General features: G+C 57.9%; 18 protein-coding genes. All 18 read right to left on the reverse strand.

Translation table 11 applies throughout. From position 1 onward, the window contains the following. Positions 1–9: 9 nt before the first annotated feature. Complete coding sequence (locus V8J81_RS18315; protein WP_368477187.1) at positions 10–1,329, reverse strand: flagellar hook protein FlgE; 1,320 nt, start codon at positions 1,327–1,329, stop codon at positions 10–12. 90 nt (positions 1,330–1,419) lie between these two features. After that, the gene (locus V8J81_RS18320) at positions 1,420–2,253 is read right to left on the reverse strand and encodes a flagellar motor protein MotB (RefSeq protein ID WP_368477188.1); all 834 of its coding nucleotides are present in this window, start codon (positions 2,251–2,253) and stop codon (positions 1,420–1,422) included. A 58-nt stretch (positions 2,254–2,311) separates the two neighbouring features. Then, positions 2,312–3,286 (reverse strand): GNAT family N-acetyltransferase, encoded by a 975-nt coding sequence (locus V8J81_RS18325; protein WP_368477189.1) that lies wholly within the window; start codon positions 3,284–3,286, stop codon positions 2,312–2,314. Continuing rightward, positions 3,286–4,053: a sterol desaturase family protein gene (locus V8J81_RS18330; protein ID WP_368477190.1), complete on the reverse strand. Its 768-nt coding sequence runs from the start codon at positions 4,051–4,053 to the stop codon at positions 3,286–3,288. The genes V8J81_RS18325 and V8J81_RS18330 overlap by 1 nt, the downstream gene beginning before the upstream one ends. An 82-nt stretch (positions 4,054–4,135) precedes the next feature. Then, on the reverse strand, positions 4,136–4,516 hold the full coding sequence (gene pcaC, locus V8J81_RS18335) for a 4-carboxymuconolactone decarboxylase (protein ID WP_368477191.1): 381 nt from the start codon (positions 4,514–4,516) through the stop codon (positions 4,136–4,138). A 13-nt stretch (positions 4,517–4,529) separates the two neighbouring features. Next, positions 4,530–5,699 (reverse strand): 4-hydroxybenzoate 3-monooxygenase, encoded by a 1,170-nt coding sequence (gene pobA, locus V8J81_RS18340; RefSeq protein WP_368477192.1) that lies wholly within the window; start codon positions 5,697–5,699, stop codon positions 4,530–4,532. Between the two features lie 65 nt (positions 5,700–5,764). Continuing rightward, a complete protein-coding gene (locus V8J81_RS18345) occupies positions 5,765–6,109 on the reverse strand; it encodes a Lin0512 family protein (RefSeq protein WP_368477193.1) in 345 nt (114 codons plus the stop codon). Further along, the gene (locus V8J81_RS18350) at positions 6,106–6,456 is read right to left on the reverse strand and encodes a Lin0512 family protein (protein ID WP_368477194.1); all 351 of its coding nucleotides are present in this window, start codon (positions 6,454–6,456) and stop codon (positions 6,106–6,108) included. Before V8J81_RS18350 ends, V8J81_RS18345 begins: the two co-directional genes overlap by 4 nt. Positions 6,457–6,549: 93 nt before the next feature. Continuing rightward, positions 6,550–8,505 carry a bifunctional 2',3'-cyclic-nucleotide 2'-phosphodiesterase/3'-nucleotidase gene (locus tag V8J81_RS18355; protein WP_368477195.1) on the reverse strand — a complete coding sequence of 652 codons (1,956 nt, stop codon included), beginning with the start codon at positions 8,503–8,505 and terminating at the stop codon, positions 6,550–6,552. 167 nt (positions 8,506–8,672) lie between these two features. Further along, complete coding sequence (locus V8J81_RS18360; RefSeq protein ID WP_368477196.1) at positions 8,673–10,649, reverse strand: thiamine pyrophosphate-binding protein; 1,977 nt, start codon at positions 10,647–10,649, stop codon at positions 8,673–8,675. Next, positions 10,639–10,920 carry a hypothetical protein gene (locus V8J81_RS18365; protein ID WP_368477197.1) on the reverse strand — a complete coding sequence of 94 codons (282 nt, stop codon included), beginning with the start codon at positions 10,918–10,920 and terminating at the stop codon, positions 10,639–10,641. The genes V8J81_RS18360 and V8J81_RS18365 overlap by 11 nt, the downstream gene beginning before the upstream one ends. Next, positions 10,917–11,684 carry a hypothetical protein gene (locus tag V8J81_RS18370; protein WP_368477198.1) on the reverse strand — a complete coding sequence of 256 codons (768 nt, stop codon included), beginning with the start codon at positions 11,682–11,684 and terminating at the stop codon, positions 10,917–10,919. The genes V8J81_RS18365 and V8J81_RS18370 overlap by 4 nt, the downstream gene beginning before the upstream one ends. Beyond that, a complete protein-coding gene (locus tag V8J81_RS18375) occupies positions 11,681–12,736 on the reverse strand; it encodes a Rieske 2Fe-2S domain-containing protein (RefSeq protein ID WP_368477199.1) in 1,056 nt (351 codons plus the stop codon). The genes V8J81_RS18370 and V8J81_RS18375 overlap by 4 nt, the downstream gene beginning before the upstream one ends. Beyond that, a complete protein-coding gene (locus tag V8J81_RS18380) occupies positions 12,733–13,107 on the reverse strand; it encodes a hypothetical protein (protein ID WP_368477200.1) in 375 nt (124 codons plus the stop codon). The genes V8J81_RS18375 and V8J81_RS18380 overlap by 4 nt, the downstream gene beginning before the upstream one ends. Further along, a complete protein-coding gene (locus V8J81_RS18385; RefSeq protein WP_368477201.1) occupies positions 13,104–14,714 on the reverse strand; it encodes a glutamate synthase-related protein in 1,611 nt (536 codons plus the stop codon). The genes V8J81_RS18380 and V8J81_RS18385 overlap by 4 nt, the downstream gene beginning before the upstream one ends. Positions 14,715–14,836: 122 nt before the next feature. Next, the gene (locus tag V8J81_RS18390; protein ID WP_368477202.1) at positions 14,837–16,234 is read right to left on the reverse strand and encodes a TRAP transporter large permease; all 1,398 of its coding nucleotides are present in this window, start codon (positions 16,232–16,234) and stop codon (positions 14,837–14,839) included. Then, on the reverse strand, positions 16,234–16,863 hold the full coding sequence (locus tag V8J81_RS18395) for a TRAP transporter small permease subunit (RefSeq protein WP_368477203.1): 630 nt from the start codon (positions 16,861–16,863) through the stop codon (positions 16,234–16,236). The genes V8J81_RS18390 and V8J81_RS18395 overlap by 1 nt, the downstream gene beginning before the upstream one ends. 66 nt (positions 16,864–16,929) lie before the next feature. After that, positions 16,930–17,940, reverse strand: coding sequence for a C4-dicarboxylate TRAP transporter substrate-binding protein (locus tag V8J81_RS18400; RefSeq protein ID WP_368477204.1), 1,011 nt, complete (start codon positions 17,938–17,940; stop codon positions 16,930–16,932). Between the last annotated feature and the right edge of the window lie 24 nt (positions 17,941–17,964).

The raw sequence follows: 17,964 nt of genomic DNA on the forward strand, positions 1-17,964 counted from the left end.
GGCCTTCAATCATCGAATGATATTGGTCGTTTCTTGCAACATCTCATCCACAGTCTGGATGATCTTTGCATTCGACGAATAGGCCCGTTGAGTTTGAATCAGCTGCGTCAGCTCGGCCGCGACATCGGTTGCGGACTCTTCAAGCGCGTAGGACACAACATCCCCTGTCGGGCCGTCGCCCGCGTCCCAAAGAAAAAAGGACCCACTCTCAGCTGATGTGGAGTAAAGCTGATTGTCATGCGCCATTAGCCCGTTTGGATTGGGCAAATCAATCAACGGGATCTGATAGACGGTGCGTGTGATGCCAACGTCGAAATTGGCGTGTACATAGCCGTTTGCGTCAACTTCAACTGAAACGAGGTTGCCAACGGGCGAGCCATCTTTCGAAATGGCCGTCGGTGCGAAATTATCGGACAGCTGCGTCAGGCCAGATCCGGCGCCTTGAGCGCCGATGTCGATTTCAATTGGCCCGCCAAGAACATCGACAGAGAAGGTGCCGGTGCCAGAGTTCCAGCCACCTCCGACAGGTGGCACACCTTGCGTGACATTCTGGATCGTGCCGCCACCTGTCCGGCTGTCGTCAAATTCCACCGTATACTCGCCGATAACGGCTCCGTTTTGAGCCGAGTCGCTTAACACCATTGTCCAGGTGTTAGAGGCGGGATCACCTGATGGCGGAACAGTCGGTGTAAAGGCCACGTCGATTGATTGCGACGTGCCGAGGTTATCAAAGTATTCGATCGAGAGCTGCCGTGTATCGCCTGCTGAGCCAGCCGTAGTGTCCGTTCCCGGCAAGTTAACACCCATCGAAATGCGCGTAGTTGGCTCGGACGTAAACTGATTGACGTTGACTTGGACAGGCTCCAGCCCCGCGCCGGTATCGCGCGGGAAGGATGGGACCGTTCCGTCAGCATTTGCCGGCCACCCCATCAAAGTAACGCCAGTGGATGTCCGCAAATACCCATCGGCGTCTGTGCGGAAGGACCCGGTGGTCGCTAGAAACAGCGGGAGGTCCCCTGCACCGTCTACGCCGACTGCAGCACCGGTGGTCACCGGAAGAAAACCGCGCCCTCGCACGGCGAGGTCAGTTGGGTTGTTGGTTGTCGCTAGTGCGCCGGGCTGGTCGATGAGCCGCTGGGTCGTCACGCGAACACCGCCTGCGGAATAAATGCCGCTACCGGATTCAATAACCATGGAGTGGAAATCAGCGACCGCACGCTTGTATCCGTTCGTACCTGAGTTCGCGATATTGTCTGCTATGGTGGCCAAGCGGCTTGCGTTGACCGAGAGGCCCGCAACACCCGCGTTCAGCGAGGAAGAAATCGTCATCACATGCACCTTTCTGCTGCATCTGGGATTTGCACCAAGGTGGACGATGAAGGTTTAAGGTCGTCCTAACAGATAAAATGTGATGCTTTTTCAGTAGGCGTTGCGCAGCAATATGATCTCCAAACGATCGTTACGCGGTGCTATGGCAGGCTCAACCACTGGCTCACGATCGGAATGGCCTGTGACACGTGCGACCCGAAGGGCGTTCAAGCCACCGGCTTCCAGCAATGCTCGCATCGTTTGCGCCCGTTCCGTTGTACGCCGCCACCCGCTGACGCTGGCGCGCACGACAGGCTCTGCTGCGATATGCGCTTCCACTGCAACGCCGTTGTTCACGGTTCCAAACAGGTCAGCCATCGTTGCTGCAAGCTCAGCGAGCCAAGGTTGCGGTGACCCCGTCTCGGGATCGAAAATCGGTTCTCCGGGGCGAGAAAAAACCTCAATTAAAAGCCCCTCATCCGTGAGGCGCGTTTCGATGTGTGGTCGCGCGAGTTCGCTCACCAAGCTATCCCCACCTTCGCCGGTTAGAGAGCTTTCGATCTCGGCCAGTTCGGCGGTTTCGCGTTCGGCATCGTGGTCTGTTCCTTGCAAACCGAGAGCCTGCCGCCCTTCGGTCGGTTGCAGACTAGAAGCACCGGTGCCGTTTTGAGTAAGAACCTCTTCTGAGAAGGGGCTTTCCCCACCAAACGCCCCATCGCCGCCGCCGGATACACGCGCGACAGGAACGCTTGGACTAAAGTAGTCAGCCAAGCCTTTTCGCTGGTTTTCAGTCGTCGCGTTGAGCAGCCACATCAGCATGAAGAAGGCCATCATGGCAGTCACAAAGTCAGCGTATGCGACTTTCCAAGCGCCACCGTGATGTCCGTCACCGCCAGAAACCTTCTTGCGCTTAATGATAAGAGGGCGCAGTTCATTCCCGGCCATACGGACACTCCCGAAAGTCGAGGGCCGGTTTACCGAAAAGCCATGAACAGAGGTTTAATCAGCGCCAGCGGTTTCGGCGCACGCGATCTTCAAGCGGCATTCTGCCGAAGTATTCCTGCAAATCGAGAACCATCGGAACGGACAAGCCATTCTCGTAGTGCACGAAATCCGGGGCCGAGCGCACGAACCCCATGGTCGCGTAGAAGCGGGCCAGCTTGGGATTGCAGTCGATAAAGATCGATCTTGCTCCTGTTGTGTGGACGAAACCCGCGATTGCCGAGAATAGACGCATATAAGCGCTGCCGCCGCGATAGGCCTCACGGATCGCGAATTTCGTGACGATAGACGCGTCTTCCAGATCGAAAGCACTCTCCTTCACGCCATAAATATCCGTCATTGGGCCGAAGTCGCTATCTCGGCCCAGATTGATGCGGACGGTACCAACCGGAACACCGTCGTGAAGCGCAAGAAAGCTCGTCCCTGATTTGTCCAGATCGTCGATGATAGTGCCTTCATCCGGGTCCGCGTACGGCGACGAGCGCCCGAATTCGAGGCAATAGATATCGTACCGGATTTTCTGCGTAGTGCGCAGCTGATCCAAAGTGGAACACCGGATGATATCGAATGAGCGCTCTTCGCTCGGATCGGGGTCGGGAAGCAGGATCTCATTTTCCTCTACACGATCTTGCATAAGAATTGCGAGGTGCCTGAGAACCTGTGCTGCGTGTTGTGGGTCATCGCGTTGCAACCGTCCCAAGGCAGACCCGTCAATCGACAACGCCGAAACTGGGCCGACGGCCCGAAGGGTCGCGTTCGCCCCCTTGCCGGTCAAAAATCCGATTTCTCCGACAATGTCGCCTGCGCCGACCTGAAGGTGGACGTCGTTCTTCTCAGACAGAATGCATTCAACCACGCCATCCGTGATCAAAAGGATGTCCGACGCGAAAACGCCCTTCATGCGCAGTGCAGTGCCGTCCTCAAACGCCACCGGTCTGGCGACTTTGGCCAAGGCATTCATCAGGGCGGTATCCATCACCGCTCCTCCGCGGGATCGACGCGATCGCGCAAGCCCACAAGAGGCTGTTTATCTGAAACAACGCGGTCGTAGACGGCCTCAACATCGGGCCATTCTGTACCCAAGATCCTATCGAGGACGCGCGTCCCCAATCCATAGTTCCCGGTATAGCGGCTATGGTGAAGCGCGTGATAAACCGTTGAGGTCAGAACGGTTCCCTTCAGCTTCATGAAAGTCTCACCTCGGATTTCGTAGTTCGCGTGGCCGAATGAGTTGACGATCAAGTAGGCCACAAACCATGCAGCTACTCCAAACCAGTTCAGCGGGAGCAAAAGGCCAATTATAGCCATGCCACCAATCATCCCGATGTCGAAGATGAGCTTTTCCGTGAACGAAAAGGAAAGCGCCGTGAACGGACTGGACAGGCGGCTTTTGTGATGCTCCGCGTGGATCCAGTGCAACGGTTGCAAGTGGAACGCGCGATGCGATGCGTAGTGCCATATCTCGGCCCAAAGCGCGGTTAGAACGAAAGTGTAAAGAAAAGCGCCAAAGCCGCGGTCTTCAAACAAACCAATAAGCAGGGCAACCATCAGAAGGATGGCATGCATGGGTGTGTGCAGTGAATTCTTGAGCTCCCGCCGAACCTGTGGATCTTTGATCGTAAGGTCGTAAATTTGGTCTCTGGAAAGATCGACTTCGTATTCTTCGACGCACAACCAGAACAGGGCCATCAAATGGCCGATGACTGCGACCATACAAAGAACTGCAGCTTCCAACGCCGACATTATGTCCCCCAATCGTACTTTCAGTAGGTGGGCATAAAGTGAGCGATTCGTGCAAGGTGGTGTCCGTGCGAAGAGGCGCTCGCTAGGACTTGCCGTCCATTTCGGCAAATGTGGCTTTGGCCAGTTTGATCGCATGGTTTGCCTTCGGCACGCCTGCGTAAACGGCCACATGCAAGAATGCCTGCATGATCTCATCCCGCGTGGCGCCGGTTTGCGCGGTCGCGCGGACATGCATAGGAATTTCTTCAAAGTTCCCGCACGCTGCTAGCAACGCCAATGTAAGAAGAGACCGATCCCTGAGCGAGATCGTCTCGTCTGCCCAAAGCGTGCCCCACGCCCCTTCGGTGATCATGGTTTGGAACGGTTCGTCAAAGGCTGTTTTTGAGGTCTCCGCACGATCAACATGCGCATCACCAAGAACGGCGCGACGGACTTCCATCCCTTTTTTCAGCTTCTCCGACATGTGTAGAGCCCTCCTAATAGGGCAGACCGACGTAATTCTCGGCCATCGCCTTTTGCGCACTTGCGCTGGCGCGCAGGAATTCGAGATCTGCGATTTGCATCTTGAGATCGAAGTCAGACTGTCCGGGGAAGCGATGCATCAAGGTTGTGAACCACCAGGAAAAGCGTTCAGCTTTCCATACACGGGCCAGCGCCTTCGCGGAGTATCCATCAAGACCCTCTTCTGAACCGTTTTTGTAAAACTGAGCCAAGGCGCGGAACAAGTAGTTCACATCCGACGCGGCCGTATTCAGACCTTTGGCGCCAGTCGGCGGAACGATGTGTGCCGCATCACCGCAAAGGAAAAGCCGTCCCCACCGCATGGGTTCCGTCACGAACGACCTCAGCGGTGCTATGGATTTTTCGATAGATGGCCCGGTGATAAGCGCACTGGCCTGATCTGCTGGAATTCGGCGTTTTAGTTCAGCCCAGAATGCCTCGTCACTCCAGTTCTCGGGTGAATCGTCAAGACTGCATTGGATGTAATACCGGCTGAGATTGGCGTTTCGCATTGAGCACAACGCAAAGCCGCGCGGAGAATTGGCGTAGATCAGTTCATGGTTCACCGGGGGTGTTTCTGACAAAACACCAAGCCAACCGAACGGATAGACCTTTTCGTACTCGCGACGGACACTTTCAGGAATGGTTTTGCGGCTGACCCCGTGGAATCCATCGCACCCAGCCACAAAATCACATTCGATGACGCGGCGTTCGCCGTCCACTTCAAAAGCAACCGAAGGTGTGTCGCGGTCTGCGCCGTGAATGACAACATTCTCAATGGAGTGGATCGTCTGGCCGCCGCTGGCATCGCGCGCAGCATATAGATCGCGGGTCACTTCTGTCTGGCCGTAAACCACGACCGGCTTGCCCACATGTTCGGTGAAATCGACCCGGAACATCTGGTCGCCGTAAGAGATCAGGGTCCCATCATGGATGAAGCCTTCGGCATGCAGACGATCGCCGCAACCAACATCTTTTAGCAGGCCGACCAGGCCCTGTTCGAGCACTCCGGCTCTGATGCGGCCAAGGACGTGATCCCGGGTCTGCCGTTCTAGCACGACGGAAGAAATGCCCTGTCCATTCAGGAGCTGCGCCAGCAACAGGCCAGAGGGCCCCCCGCCAATGATAGCAACTTGAGTGCGCACGTTTGTCCTCCCCTTGGCCGGACGATAACGGGCCACCTTGAAACGGCAACAGGGTTGGTCGTGTTTTAGGCCTGTTTTGGCAAGAACGCTTCAACCGCCGCTGATGCGATGACCAGCGTCTTGCCCGTATCCGGGTTTGTCACGTCCAGCCCGCCGAAGACGGCCTTAACCTCGGCACGGCCGCGCGGGAGCTTCTCAGTCAGGCTTTCACAATCCACATGGTCCGGAGCTTGGACGCCGATGGTGACCTTTACGCGCATTTGATCGTGCGAAATTCCCGTAGCCTCAAACAGTGGGATCGCGGAGTGCCGGATTGCATCTTCAATCGCGCGAGCGGCGGCCTTGGTGTAATCCTGACCGTATTGATCGTTGCCCATACCCATTTCGATGATGAACCTTTGGTCGCTCATTCCACGCCCTCCAGATCTAGGGCAACTGAAATGGCCACATTTGCTATGACGGTCGGATTGCCCCCGTCGTCGCGCGGCACATCCAAGCCGCCTTTACGTGGGACAATTGTGATCTGACCGTATGGAAAGATTTCGACAATCTTCTCAGCATCCAGTTTTTCGGGATCCTGAACACCAACCTCCACCGTGATTTGCATCTCGGATTTATCCTTGCCGTAGAGCTCGGCCAGATTGATCGAATTGTGCCAAAGCGCATCCTTCACAGCGCGCGTGGCGGCCTCCGTATAGTCCTGTCGGCGGAGCGAGCTGCCCATTCCGAATTCTGTCAGCAAACGTTTGACGGCCATCGTGCCCTCCCTTTCCTGCCGCTCTAACGTATTGTTCGAAAACAGACAAACGCCGCCCCTGAGGACGACGTTTGGTAGATCGCTTTGATAAATTCAAAGCGAGATGCGGAACCGCGCAAATCCATCAGGTCCATCGCCTGCGGGCTCAATCGTCACGCCCGGCACATCTTCGGCATAGGTCGCGCCCGCCGGGCCGGTGTCGAACAGAACCGTGGTTCCCTCCATCGGTGCGAAGGTCCAGTTCGCATCGGCCGACGGGCTCACGGTGCCTTGCTCCACGATGTAGCGAACGATCACGTCCCGGTTGGTGTCGGGCCCTTCGAAGATGATCGTTTCAGGCGAAGCACCAGGGAAGTTGCCACCGCCACCGGCGCGGTAATTGTTGGTGGCAACGATGAACTCCTGCGCGTCATCAATTGGCTCTCCATTGTAGACCAAATCGACGATGCGGTGTGTGTCCGAAACGACTTCACCATCGTTGTTGTACCTCGATGGCTGGCTCAGATCGATGCGGTACGTCACGCCGTCGATGACATCGAAGTTGTAGGATGGGAAATCCGGGTTCAGCAGAACCTGATCTTCGACGCCCGGCTCGATCTGGTTGAACATGCCTGCGCTGCGTTCCAACCATTCGCGCACCTCGGCCCCGGTGATCCGAACCGCGCGGACGGTGTTTGGGTAAAGGTAAAGGTCGGCTACATTGCGGATCGCCACGTCGCCTGCCGGAACATCCGTGTAGTATTCCGGTCCACCACGACCGCCCGCCTTAAACGGAGCAGCTGCGGACAAGATCGGAAGGCCCTCATGGTCCGTGCCTTCCATCATCTGTTGGATGTACCAAGTTTGCGCATTTGAGACGATCTGGACCGAAGGATCGTCAGCCACCAGTGCGAAGTAGGAATGCAGAGGTGCATCCGTGCTACCGACGGCGCGCCGCACATAGGCAAGGGTTGCGTCATGTTCTTCCTGCACAGAAGCAAGGATCGTTTCGTCGCTTTCCACCAACGCAGTGACAGAACGGTCCTCTTCCCGGCGTGAGATCGGGCGTGCCTCCGACGTATGCGTCATCACGCGCCAGCCGTTGCCGTCGCGTTCCAACATCAGGTCAATCAATCCCATATGGCTGCCCCAATATCCGCCCATCGCGGCGGGTGTGCCCATGATCGTTCCGGCCTCCACATCGACACCGGGTGTGTCCGCGTAGTCAGGCCCGGGGAAGACACGGTGATGGTGGCCCGTAAGAATTGCATCGACACCTTCAACAGCTGCAAGCGGGATCGACGCATTCTCCATCAAGTCGACGGCTTCGGCCCCGCCAATGCCCGAATGGCTAAGTGCAATGACGATATCCGCACCTTCTTCACGCATCTGCGGGATCCACGCTTCCGCCGCCTCAACGATATCGCGGGTCTGCACATTTCCTTCCAGATGGCGGCGATCCCAAACCATGATCTGTGGTGGTACGAATCCGATCATGCCGATGCGGATCGGATGCGTTTCGCCGGCCCCATCCGTAATCTCGCGATCTAGTATCACGTAGGGATCGAACAGCAGACTGTCCTCAGTCGGGGTACCACCCAATTCGCGGGCAACATTGGCCAGAACTATGGGGAAATCCGCGCCCTGCATGGAGTTCATGAGGAAATCGAGGCCGTAGTTGAATTCGTGGTTGCCGATGGTCGCACCATCGAACCCAACCGCGTTCATGGCCGTAATGATTGGGTGTGCATCGCCCTCGGACATGCCGCGTTCGTAGGCCATGTAATCGCCCATCGGATTGCCCTGAAGAAAATCTCCATTGTCCAGCAGAAGGGAGTTCGCCGACTCCGCTCTCACGTCATTGATCAGGGACGCAGTCCGCGCGAGCCCCACGGTATCAACCTCCCGGTCGCCGTAATAATCATAGGGAAAGATGTGAACGTGCAGGTCCGTGGTTTCCATGATCCGCAAATGCGCCTGACCCGCCTGCGCGCGAGCTGAAAAGGGGTGGAGCGCAATGAAGCCAGCGGTCGAGGCAAGAAACGCGCGGCGGTCTAATAGCAACGGCATGACAATCTCCCGTGTTGATCGTTCCGAGGTTTACCCGGTTTCGATGACGTTCAAGTGTCAGCCAACAGGCAAGATGGCTGGCGATCCCCAACGCCAGACTCAGGAGCGTATCACGAATTCAGTCACGCATAGGGTGCCTGTTTCGCGTCGGCGAAAATGGGCCGATGTCAAACGAGTTCTGCGTCCGACATCACTTCGACCAACGCCGGACCATCCACTGAAAGTGCTTCCGCAATTGCGCTTTCAAGGTCCGCGCGCTCCGTTACTTTCGTGCCATGCGCCCCACAAAGACGTGCGAATGCCGCGAAGGATGGATTGACCAGTGAGGTCTCCCAAACCGGCCATTCGCCGGCCCGCTGCTCTTTCGAGATTTTGCCAAGCTCATCGTTGTGCAGGAGGATATGGGTGATATCCATCCCGTACTTCACCGCCGTTGTCAGCTCCATCGCGTATTGGCCGAAGCCGCCGTCACCCGAGATCGAAATCACCTTCCGACCACGGAACTCCTCAAAATCCTGCGTTGCAGCCCATGCGCCCATCGCGGCCGGTAGTGAGAAGCCGATGGAACCGAGATAACCCGACATCATCACCCGTTGCCCCTTGGTTTCGAAGTATCGACCAAAGGAATACGTGTTGTTGCCCACATCGACTGCAATCAGCGCATCGTCGGGCACCAGCTTGGAAAGCGCGTCGAAGATCGCTACGGAATGCACGCCTTTCGCGCCTTCTTCTTTCAGGCGGTTCTTCTTTTCATCTCGCCACATCTGCCACCGCTCAGCCAAATCGCTTAGCTGATCCTCAGCATCAGCGGGTCGCGTGACGCGCGGCGCGATTGCATCGCAGAACGCGCCAATCTCGCCCCAGACGGGCAGGGTAACAGGGTGAAATTTCCCGAGCTGCATCCGCTCGAAATCCACCTGAATGGTTGGTTTCGATTTCTCGATGCCTGTGTGGTTCGAAAAGGACGCGCCCAAGACGATCTGAAGATCGCACTCGTTCATGAACCAACTTGCGATGGGCGTCCCTGACCGACCCAGAACACCTGCCGCGTTTGGGTGGCTGTCGGGGATTAGCCCCTTACCTTTGAACGTCGTAACCACCGGCGCGCCAAGCACTTCGGCCAATGCGATGATCTGATCGCGCGCCTCCCACGCGCCATGGCCAATGATGATCATCGGGCGCTTGGCGTTTGCGATCAGATCAAGCGCGGCATCCACGTCTGCGTCTGACGGTTTGACGATTGGCCCGCTCAGCCGACCTTCCGGGGTCGCTGCTTCAGCATCACTGGGAATGGTCTGCACATCGTCAGGGAAGATCAGGTTCGCCACATCGCGTTCCACAAGCGCAGTTTTCATGGCGAGCGACACAAGCTCGGTATGGTTGGAGGAGGGGAGGACCGGCTGCGAAAACCGGCTCACCGCCTCAAATGCCGATTTCAGATCGATGTCCTGAAACGCGCCGGGCCCGAAGACCTGCGTCTGCACTTGGCCGGTTAGGGCTAGCACCGGCGCGCGATCCACCTTGGCATCCCACATGCCGGTCAGAAGGTTTGTCGCACCAGGACCTGCAATCGCAAGACAGGCCGCCGGTTTGCCGGTCAATTTGCCATAGGCGGAAGCAGCAAAGGCCGCAGCGCCTTCATGGCGGATACCGACATAGGCCATCTCACCATCCGCCACCCGCCGCCGGATCGCATCGGCCAGCCCAAGGTTGGAATGACCCACCATCCCGAACACCCGCTTCAGCCCCCAATTCACCATGGTCTCCGCCATAGCGTCCGTCACCGTCCGCTCATGCTCCGGTTCTGAATCCAGCCCGACAAAGATCTCACCGTCACGCACATCGACCGGATAAGTCTTCTGACCTGTATCTTCATGGCCACCCGGAGGCGCGCCTGTAAGCGGGTCGAAATCCCAACCATGCCAGGGGCAACGGATCCAGCATTGCCCTTCCACGCCTTTTTCGATTGTGCCTTCACCCAAAGGTCCACCCTGATGCGGGCACCGATTGTCCATTGCAGCCCATTGGCCATCAAAGTGTGAAAGGCAAAGAGACGTGGTGCGCGCAGTTACGGTTTTCACGCGTCCCTCGGGCAAATCCTCAACACGACCGACTGAAATCCAATCCAGCGTTTCATCCGTCATCGTGAGGCTCCTCTGTCGGTGTGAAGAAATCAAAAATCTTCTGCAGAATTGAAAGTGCAAGGAAGAATGCCACGACCCAGATCAACAGCTCGTAGGGCGCAAAGTCAGTGCCCCGCAGCCAACGCGCGAGAAGTCCGCCTTGCGGGCGCAGCGCTTCGATCCCGAACAGGCCGTCTCGGTCCCAGAGGCGGAAATCCCAAAAGCGTGAGATGTAGTAGAACCACAGACCGAGCAGCGCGGTGAGGCTGAGAAACAGGATGCGGCGGATCATTCGACCACCGTCACTGTGTCTGTATCCACGGTCAGAACCAGCAGATCACCGTGGCGAGATACGTCGCCTTCCAGCGTCACATAGAGACCAACATAATCAAGCAGGGCGGGGGGTGTTGTTTCGTCCCCTTCACCCGCGATCAGCAGAAACTCCTCACCCTCAATGGGTTGCGTCGTGACGAATACTGGTGGCACGCCGCCCAGAAGGCATAGATTTGCGCAGGCGCGATGCGAGATCCCGCGGCCGGGGCGCATTGCACCTGCCTCGCACTTGCCGTCACATATTTCACCAGTGATTTCCCAGCGGCCCAATGGTTCGGGTTCCGGAATATCCGGGATCACACTCTGATCATCGGCCGCGCGAAAGTTATTGCCACCGTTAAGCTGCAACATATCCAGGCCGCCACGTTGGAGCAGAATGCCTGTGGCCTGCACCAATTGACCTTCCAGCGCCTGCGCACGGTCCACCGCACCATTCTTGCCCTGCCCGGAAAGCATCAATGTGTGACCTTCGGGGATGGCATCGGTGCCTTGTGTGACATGCAGTACCGGCGATGGTGTCATCTCCAACACGCCGATCACTGTCTGGGGTCCAAAATCGAACCGCAGTCGACCGTCGCCCGGGTCATCCTGGGTCGAGGCGATGGCGTAGCCAAGCAACCCGGCGCCTGCGAACAGGACCAGAGAAGCGGCCAGCAGAAACAGGCGCAGTCCGGGCGGACAAGGCAGATAGCCGACAAAGAACGGCTCATCCCGGTTGCTCATGGCATCGCCTCCTGCGTGGCTTGAACCGGTTCAACTGGCGTACCCGGCGCATTCGGAACCGGGTCGACGAACACTTCATCCTGCTCAAGCCGGAGGCGGTATGTTGGCACCTTCTCTGTGAAGGGTGCGGGAGAGCGACCGGTGCGGACGTCATATTGAAAGCCGTGCCACGGGCAGGTGACGATGCAATCGATGATGCGCCCTTCTCCCAAGGGGCCATTCTGGTGCGCGCAGGCATTTGAGATTGCGCTCAATTGCCCCTCATGTCGAAAAACCGCAACGCGCTTGCCATCTGGCAAACGCGCAATAATCGCACGTCCTTCGGCGATGTCAGAAGCATTGCCGACCTTGACCCAATCCGTACCGGCCGCGTGCGGATCAACGCGCCGCTCTTTCCAAGCGGCAGCGATATGCAGGCCCGCAACAACAAGCGCACCGGCGCTGAAGATCGCAGCCATAGTCTCATTGCCGCGTGATTGAAAAGCGCCAAGCGCCACATGCCCAACCACCGCGACATAGGCCGGGTAAATGAGGAAATGAATCGCCTTCCAAACCGGGGGCGTAAGGAACTTCAGCCAAAAGTCATGGCTTGTTGCTGCAAGAATTAGAAGACACAGCAAGGCGAAGATCCCCAGCGCCTCAAACGGAAAGCCAAGCACCTGTCCATAGCTGGTATTGGCGAACAGAACTGTTTCCCAGCGCTCTGCTCCGCGGAAGAATGCGAAGTACCATCCAAGAACGAAGTATGCGTGGGTCATCGCCACAGCTGCTGTCATCACACCGAAATGGCGCCGATTGTAGAGCAGGGGCAGAAAGCGCCGATCGAGGCGCGCCAAAGGTCCGATGCACAGGATAACCGTCAGCATAACAAATGCGCATGCCCCGAATGCTCGGGCATTTGCGATCGGCGGGTTCACAGGGAATTCATGGTTCAATGCGCCAGGCGCAACCGAAATGAAAAGCCACAGGAACAAAGCAATTCCGGCCAACATTACTGCATCGTAGACCCACTTCGAGGTATTCCATTGAACCGGCGTATATTTGACGCTCATTCGCTCGTCTCCGGTGCAGAGATCTGAGTTGGCGGTAGATCAGCCGGCCAAGTCTGGCGAACGGCAAAAGATGCTAGAAGTGCGGCAACGATCAGCACAGCCATGAAAATGGCCGCCAGCCCATGTGCCTTGCGCGGTGGCGCATAACGGGCACTATGATCGGCGCGACCTGTCTCTTCACGCAACCAGCGCCACAGCACCAGCGGCCAGATCAAGAGGATCGCCGGTACGAGCAGGGGCCTGAACGCGTAAGCGCCCCGCGCGTCCTCATCGATGCGGTCCATCCCAATGGTTAGAAAGGCCAAAGCGACGACGGCTCCGATCATGCAATAGCCTTGGGCCAGCCATATAAGCGTTGCCGCAGCACTCATGCCATGCCGCCATAGCTAACACCGGACAGGTCAGCCATGTCCCGTTTCCAAGTGGTCAGGTCGTCGCGGTTAAATTCGGACAAATGCGAATGACCGCATGCCCGCGCCATCACTTGCATCAACTCGACGGACGCGTCGAAGAAGTTCGCGAGCCGCTTTGCGGATTTCTCCACTATGATGCGGCTGACCAGATTGGGTTTCTGCGTGGCGATGCCGACGGGGCAATTGTTCGTGTGACAGGCCCGCATGGCAAGGCAGCCAATGGCCTGCATGGCGGAGTTTGAAACTGCAATTGCGTCAGCCCCCAGAGCCATCGCCTTGATGAAATCGGCCGGTTTGCGCAGGCCACCGGTTATCACCAGAGTGACATCCCCACGCCCCATTTCATCCAGATGTCGCCGCGCACGGGCAAGGGCTGGGATGGTCGGTACGCTGATATTGTCACGGAACAGGATCGGCGCGGCCCCGGTGCCGCCGCCACGTCCGTCGAGGATGATGTAGTCGACGCCAACCTTCAGCGCTGCATCGATGTCTTTCTCGATATGCTGCGCGCTGAGCTTGTAGCCGATGGGAATGCCGCCTGTGCGATCCCGGACTTCATCCGCGAAATCCTTGATCTGCACCGGATCGGTCCATTCCGGGAATCGCGCTGGCGAAATGGCATCTTCGCCCTCGTCGATGCCTCGAACGTCAGCGATCTTGCCCTTGTTTTTCGCTCCGGGCAGGTGCCCACCGGTGCCAGTCTTAGCGCCCTGACCGCCCTTGAAATGAAACGCTTGCACGCGGTCGAGCTTTTCCCATTCGAACCCAAATCGAGCTGAGGCGAGCTCATAGAAATAGCGTGAATTCGCCTCCTGCTCTTCTGGAAGCATGCCGCCTTCGCCGGAACAGATCCCGGTACCTGCCATCTCTGCCCCTTGGGCCAACGCGATCTTGGCTGGCTCGGACAGCGCTCCGAATGACATGTCGGATACAAAGAGAGGGATTTTCAGACGCAACGGTTTCTGTGCGTTCGGCCCGATCACAACCTCGGTGCCGACGGGGTCGTCCTCCAGTAAAGGCGGCTTGTGGAGCTGAGCCGTCAAAAGCTGAATGTCGTCCCAACTGGGCAATTCATCACGCGGTACGCCCATCGAATCCATGGCGCCGTGATGCCCGGTCTTGGATAACCCATCGCGCGCGTAGCGTTGTATTAACGCGTTGTGCGGCTCTTCAGCGGTTCCATGCGAAGTGTCGGCGTATAGCCCAAGGTAAGCATCCCGGTTGAAGGGCTGGGGATTGTCGTCGGCCCAAGTCGCAATCTCATCCTCGTCCACCAGAACGTCATCGCCCTCGACCCAGGACGAGAATTTCGGAAGCTTTTCTTCGTTCGCGTATTCTGAAACGCCCGTATCCAGCCGGTAGTCCCAATCATGCACACCGCAGATTAGGTTCTTTCCGCGCACGAACCCGTCGGACATAAGAGCGCCCCGGTGCAGGCATCGCCCGTAAAAAACCGAGATTTCATCGTCGAAACGCACCACAACCAAATCGACATCTGCGACGAGCGCGTATTGCGGATCCCTGTCGGGCAACGCGCTGAGCTGTGCGACGGCGACTTTCTTCATGCTTTTTCCCTTGGATTGGCCCTAGGTACGGAACGTAAGTGTCTGCAACATCGTGCATATCGTTAGGTCAGCCGTCCACCTGTATAGGGCAAACGGCTGATCACATTTTTCCGAACGTTCGGTTAGGCTTGGCTCGGCAGCCAGAGCACAATCCACGGGAAGGCCACCAGAAGGGCAATCGTGATCGCATCAGCAATGAAGAACGGCGTCACTCCACGGAAAACGTCCTGAACGCTGAGGTCATCCCGCACACCGGCCACCACGAAACAGTTGAGGCCGATGGGCGGCGTGATCAAACAGAACTCCGCCATCTTCACGACCAATATCCCGAACCACACCGCACACATGGGCCCGGACATGCCGAACGTGCTGTCTGCGGCAGACACATCCAGCCCCCCGTTCAGCGCCATAACGGCCGGGAAGACCACGGGAAGCGTCAGTAGCAACATACCGATGGCATCCATGAACATTCCCAACACGGCATAGGCCAAGAGAATGCAAACCAGGATTAGCATCGGCGACATTTCAAGCGCCGTAATCCAGTCAGAGAAGACACCGGGCAAATCAGCGAAGCCAAGGAAGCGGACGTAAATTAGCACGCCCCAGATGATCGAGAAAATCATCACAGACAGTTTCGCGGTCTCGATGAGGGCGCTCTTGAGTTCAGGCCACCGCATGCCTTTGTAAAGCGCCATGCAGAAGACGATGAACGCGCCAACGGCTCCACCTTCGGTCGGTGTGCCCCAGGCATCGCCGAACGGGTTATAGACGAAGAAGATGATGATCACGACAACTGCTACGATGGGCAGGGCCGGGGGCAATGAAGCAAAACGCTGGCCCCAAGTGAATCCGGTAACTGGCGGGCCGAACCCCTTGATCGTCAGGGCCATGCCAATGATCAAAAGCGCATACACGAAAGCCGAGAAGATGCCGGGTATGAACCCAGCCAGAAGCAGCATCCCAACATCCTGCTCGACGATGATCGCATAGATCACAAGGATTGCCGATGGTGGGATCAGCGAGGCGAGCGTTCCGCCGGCGGCGACGACACCCGCAGCAAAGCGCTTGTCATAGCCGACCTTGAGCATTTCGGGAATTGCGATGCGGGCAAAAACGGCTGCGGTCGCCACGGAGGCTCCGGAAACGGCGGCAAAGCCTGCTGTTGAGAAAACGGTCGATACGGCTAGCCCGCCAGGCACCCAGGCGATCCAGCGTTTCGCTGCCTCGAACAGCGCACGGGTCAGGCCCGCGTGATAGGCGAGAAAGCCGATCAGGATGAAGGTCGGGATCAGGCTGAGCGCCTGATTAGCGACCTTGGCATGGGGCACCTGGCCTGCGGTCTTTACCGCAACCTCAAGCGCCCACCAGATATCTTCGACGCCAAAATCGCGCCGGGCCCAGTTGATTAGGAAAAGTCCGATCAAGCCAGCGATTGCCGTCGCATAGGCCACCCGCATGCCAAGGACCACCAGCACCAGCATTCCGCCGGTGACCCAGAGACCGATTGTTGTGCTGTCCATCAGTCCCGCCCCGTCACTTGGCTGGCCTCGGCAGCGGCCTGTTCTTCGATTGTAGGCGTGAAGGGCACCGCGGCCGGGCGGTCCAGTCCCAGAAACAGGGCACGCCCGTAGGCCCAAACTTGCAACGCCGCGCGAAGGGTCAGGACAACGAAAGCCAGAACCACGGCCAGTTTTGCGGGCCAGATGGGCAGGTTGATGTCGATGGAGCTATCGCGGCTCCAATTCGGACGGCTGAAATCAAAGCTGCGGTCAAAATGTGCCCAAGCGCCCCAAAGGAGGAGTGCAATCAACAAAAAGACCAGGATGGTCATAAACAATTCTACCGCCCAGAGCGCGCGCCCGCGGAATGCGCCGATGACGATGTCCATGCGGATATGGCTGCCGGTGCGTTGCACGTAGGAAATGCCGAAAATCGCGATGAACGGCATCGCCATTTCAATCCAGTCAACATAGCCGCGCAGAGGGGAGCCAAAGAATTCGCGCCCGCCGACCGAGAAGACGGCAAGAAACATGAGGCCGAATGTGAATAGGCCACTGACGACAATCATCGCCGTTTCAATCGGCAGAAGCATGCGGTCGAGACGGCTGACAAGGCTGTCGTCCGTCAGCACCGTGTTGGCACTCGACATGGGTTTGGGTCCCTGAGATTGGGACGGCCCTGCCCCGATGAGGTGGGCAGGGCCGTCGAAAGGGCTTTAGTTGCCCTGAGCTTCGGCGAGGGTGCTCAGCACGAGGTCATAGAGTTCCTGTGCCGGAAGGCCTTGTCCGGCCATTTCCTCGATCCATGCTGCGTGCAGCGGAGTCGCCGCCTCGCGGAAGGCGTCGAGTTCGGCTTGATCAATCTCAACCCGCTCAACACCGTTTTCCTCAAGGACACCGTCCCAACGCTCAATGAGTTCGGCGTAGTTGGCGAGGTAATGATCGAGCGACTCTTCAATGGCGCCATCAAGCGCAGCACGATGCTCGTCCGACAGATCCTCATAAGCGTCGATATTCACGACGACAGGGCAGTTCACGGTGCCTGGGTTGAGGTTCGCGGTCCACCAATCGGCTTCGTTGATGGTGCCGAACGACAGGTGCGCGTGCTGTGCAAACGCCACGGTATCGACAACGCCACCCTGCATGGCCTGGAAGGCTTCGGTTGCGGTCACCGAAGTCGGCACGCCGCCCACAGCCTCAAACGCACGACCGAGGCCGCCGGTGGCACGTACGCGCATCCCGTCGAAGTCTGCCAGCGTCGCAGGTGGCTCGCCGGTGCCGACGAGGTTGTACTGGGGCATGGGCGAAGTCATCAGAAGCATCGCGTTCCACTGCGCCATTTCCTCGGCCACGGCGGGATGATTGTAGACGGCGGTGGCGACGGCGACTTCCTCTTCCAGCGTGTTCACGCCAAGGAACGGCAGCTCCAGCACGGTGATCGCGCGGTTCTTGTCGGCGTGGTAGCCGGCGCAGAACTGTGCCATCTCGAATGCGCCGATGGAGATGCCATCGAGGTTTTCACGGTTCGAGGACAGGCCACCGTAGGAAATGTTCAGAGTGAATTCGCCACCCGTGCGCTCATCCAGCAGCTCTGCCAGACGCTCAACATGTTCGGTAAACGCGCGGCGCTGACCCCAAAGGGACACGTTCCATTCGACTGCGAAGGCCTCGGAACCAATAGTGATGGCAAGGGTTGCGAGAGCCGTGCGGCTCAGAAGCTTTTGCATGATGTCCTCCCTAGATGTCATGCG

It is taken from the genome of Gymnodinialimonas sp. 202GB13-11 (genome assembly GCF_040932485.1).
Taxonomy (GTDB): domain Bacteria; phylum Pseudomonadota; class Alphaproteobacteria; order Rhodobacterales; family Rhodobacteraceae; genus Gymnodinialimonas; species Gymnodinialimonas hymeniacidonis.

What these genes read in the sequence shown, in the direction of transcription:
- V8J81_RS18315 (WP_368477187.1), bottom strand. Translation starts at nt 1,329, where the DNA reads ATGACGATTTCTTCCTCGCTGAACGCGGGTGTTGCGGGCCTCTCGGTC.
- V8J81_RS18320 (WP_368477188.1), bottom strand. Translation starts at nt 2,253, where the DNA reads ATGGCCGGGAATGAACTGCGCCCTCTTATCATTAAGCGCAAGAAGGTT.
- V8J81_RS18325 (WP_368477189.1), bottom strand. Translation starts at nt 3,286, where the DNA reads ATGGATACCGCCCTGATGAATGCCTTGGCCAAAGTCGCCAGACCGGTG.
- V8J81_RS18330 (WP_368477190.1), bottom strand. Translation starts at nt 4,053, where the DNA reads ATGTCGGCGTTGGAAGCTGCAGTTCTTTGTATGGTCGCAGTCATCGGC.
- pcaC (WP_368477191.1), bottom strand. Translation starts at nt 4,516, where the DNA reads ATGTCGGAGAAGCTGAAAAAAGGGATGGAAGTCCGTCGCGCCGTTCTT.
- V8J81_RS18345 (WP_368477193.1), bottom strand. Translation starts at nt 6,109, where the DNA reads ATGAGCGACCAAAGGTTCATCATCGAAATGGGTATGGGCAACGATCAA.
- V8J81_RS18350 (WP_368477194.1), bottom strand. Translation starts at nt 6,456, where the DNA reads ATGGCCGTCAAACGTTTGCTGACAGAATTCGGAATGGGCAGCTCGCTC.
- V8J81_RS18355 (WP_368477195.1), bottom strand. Translation starts at nt 8,505, where the DNA reads ATGCCGTTGCTATTAGACCGCCGCGCGTTTCTTGCCTCGACCGCTGGC.
- V8J81_RS18360 (WP_368477196.1), bottom strand. Translation starts at nt 10,649, where the DNA reads ATGACGGATGAAACGCTGGATTGGATTTCAGTCGGTCGTGTTGAGGAT.
- V8J81_RS18365 (WP_368477197.1), bottom strand. Translation starts at nt 10,920, where the DNA reads ATGATCCGCCGCATCCTGTTTCTCAGCCTCACCGCGCTGCTCGGTCTG.
- V8J81_RS18370 (WP_368477198.1), bottom strand. Translation starts at nt 11,684, where the DNA reads ATGAGCAACCGGGATGAGCCGTTCTTTGTCGGCTATCTGCCTTGTCCG.
- V8J81_RS18375 (WP_368477199.1), bottom strand. Translation starts at nt 12,736, where the DNA reads ATGAGCGTCAAATATACGCCGGTTCAATGGAATACCTCGAAGTGGGTC.
- V8J81_RS18380 (WP_368477200.1), bottom strand. Translation starts at nt 13,107, where the DNA reads ATGAGTGCTGCGGCAACGCTTATATGGCTGGCCCAAGGCTATTGCATG.
- V8J81_RS18385 (WP_368477201.1), bottom strand. Translation starts at nt 14,714, where the DNA reads ATGAAGAAAGTCGCCGTCGCACAGCTCAGCGCGTTGCCCGACAGGGAT.
- V8J81_RS18390 (WP_368477202.1), bottom strand. Translation starts at nt 16,234, where the DNA reads ATGGACAGCACAACAATCGGTCTCTGGGTCACCGGCGGAATGCTGGTG.
- V8J81_RS18395 (WP_368477203.1), bottom strand. Translation starts at nt 16,863, where the DNA reads ATGTCGAGTGCCAACACGGTGCTGACGGACGACAGCCTTGTCAGCCGT.
- V8J81_RS18400 (WP_368477204.1), bottom strand. Translation starts at nt 17,940, where the DNA reads ATGCAAAAGCTTCTGAGCCGCACGGCTCTCGCAACCCTTGCCATCACT.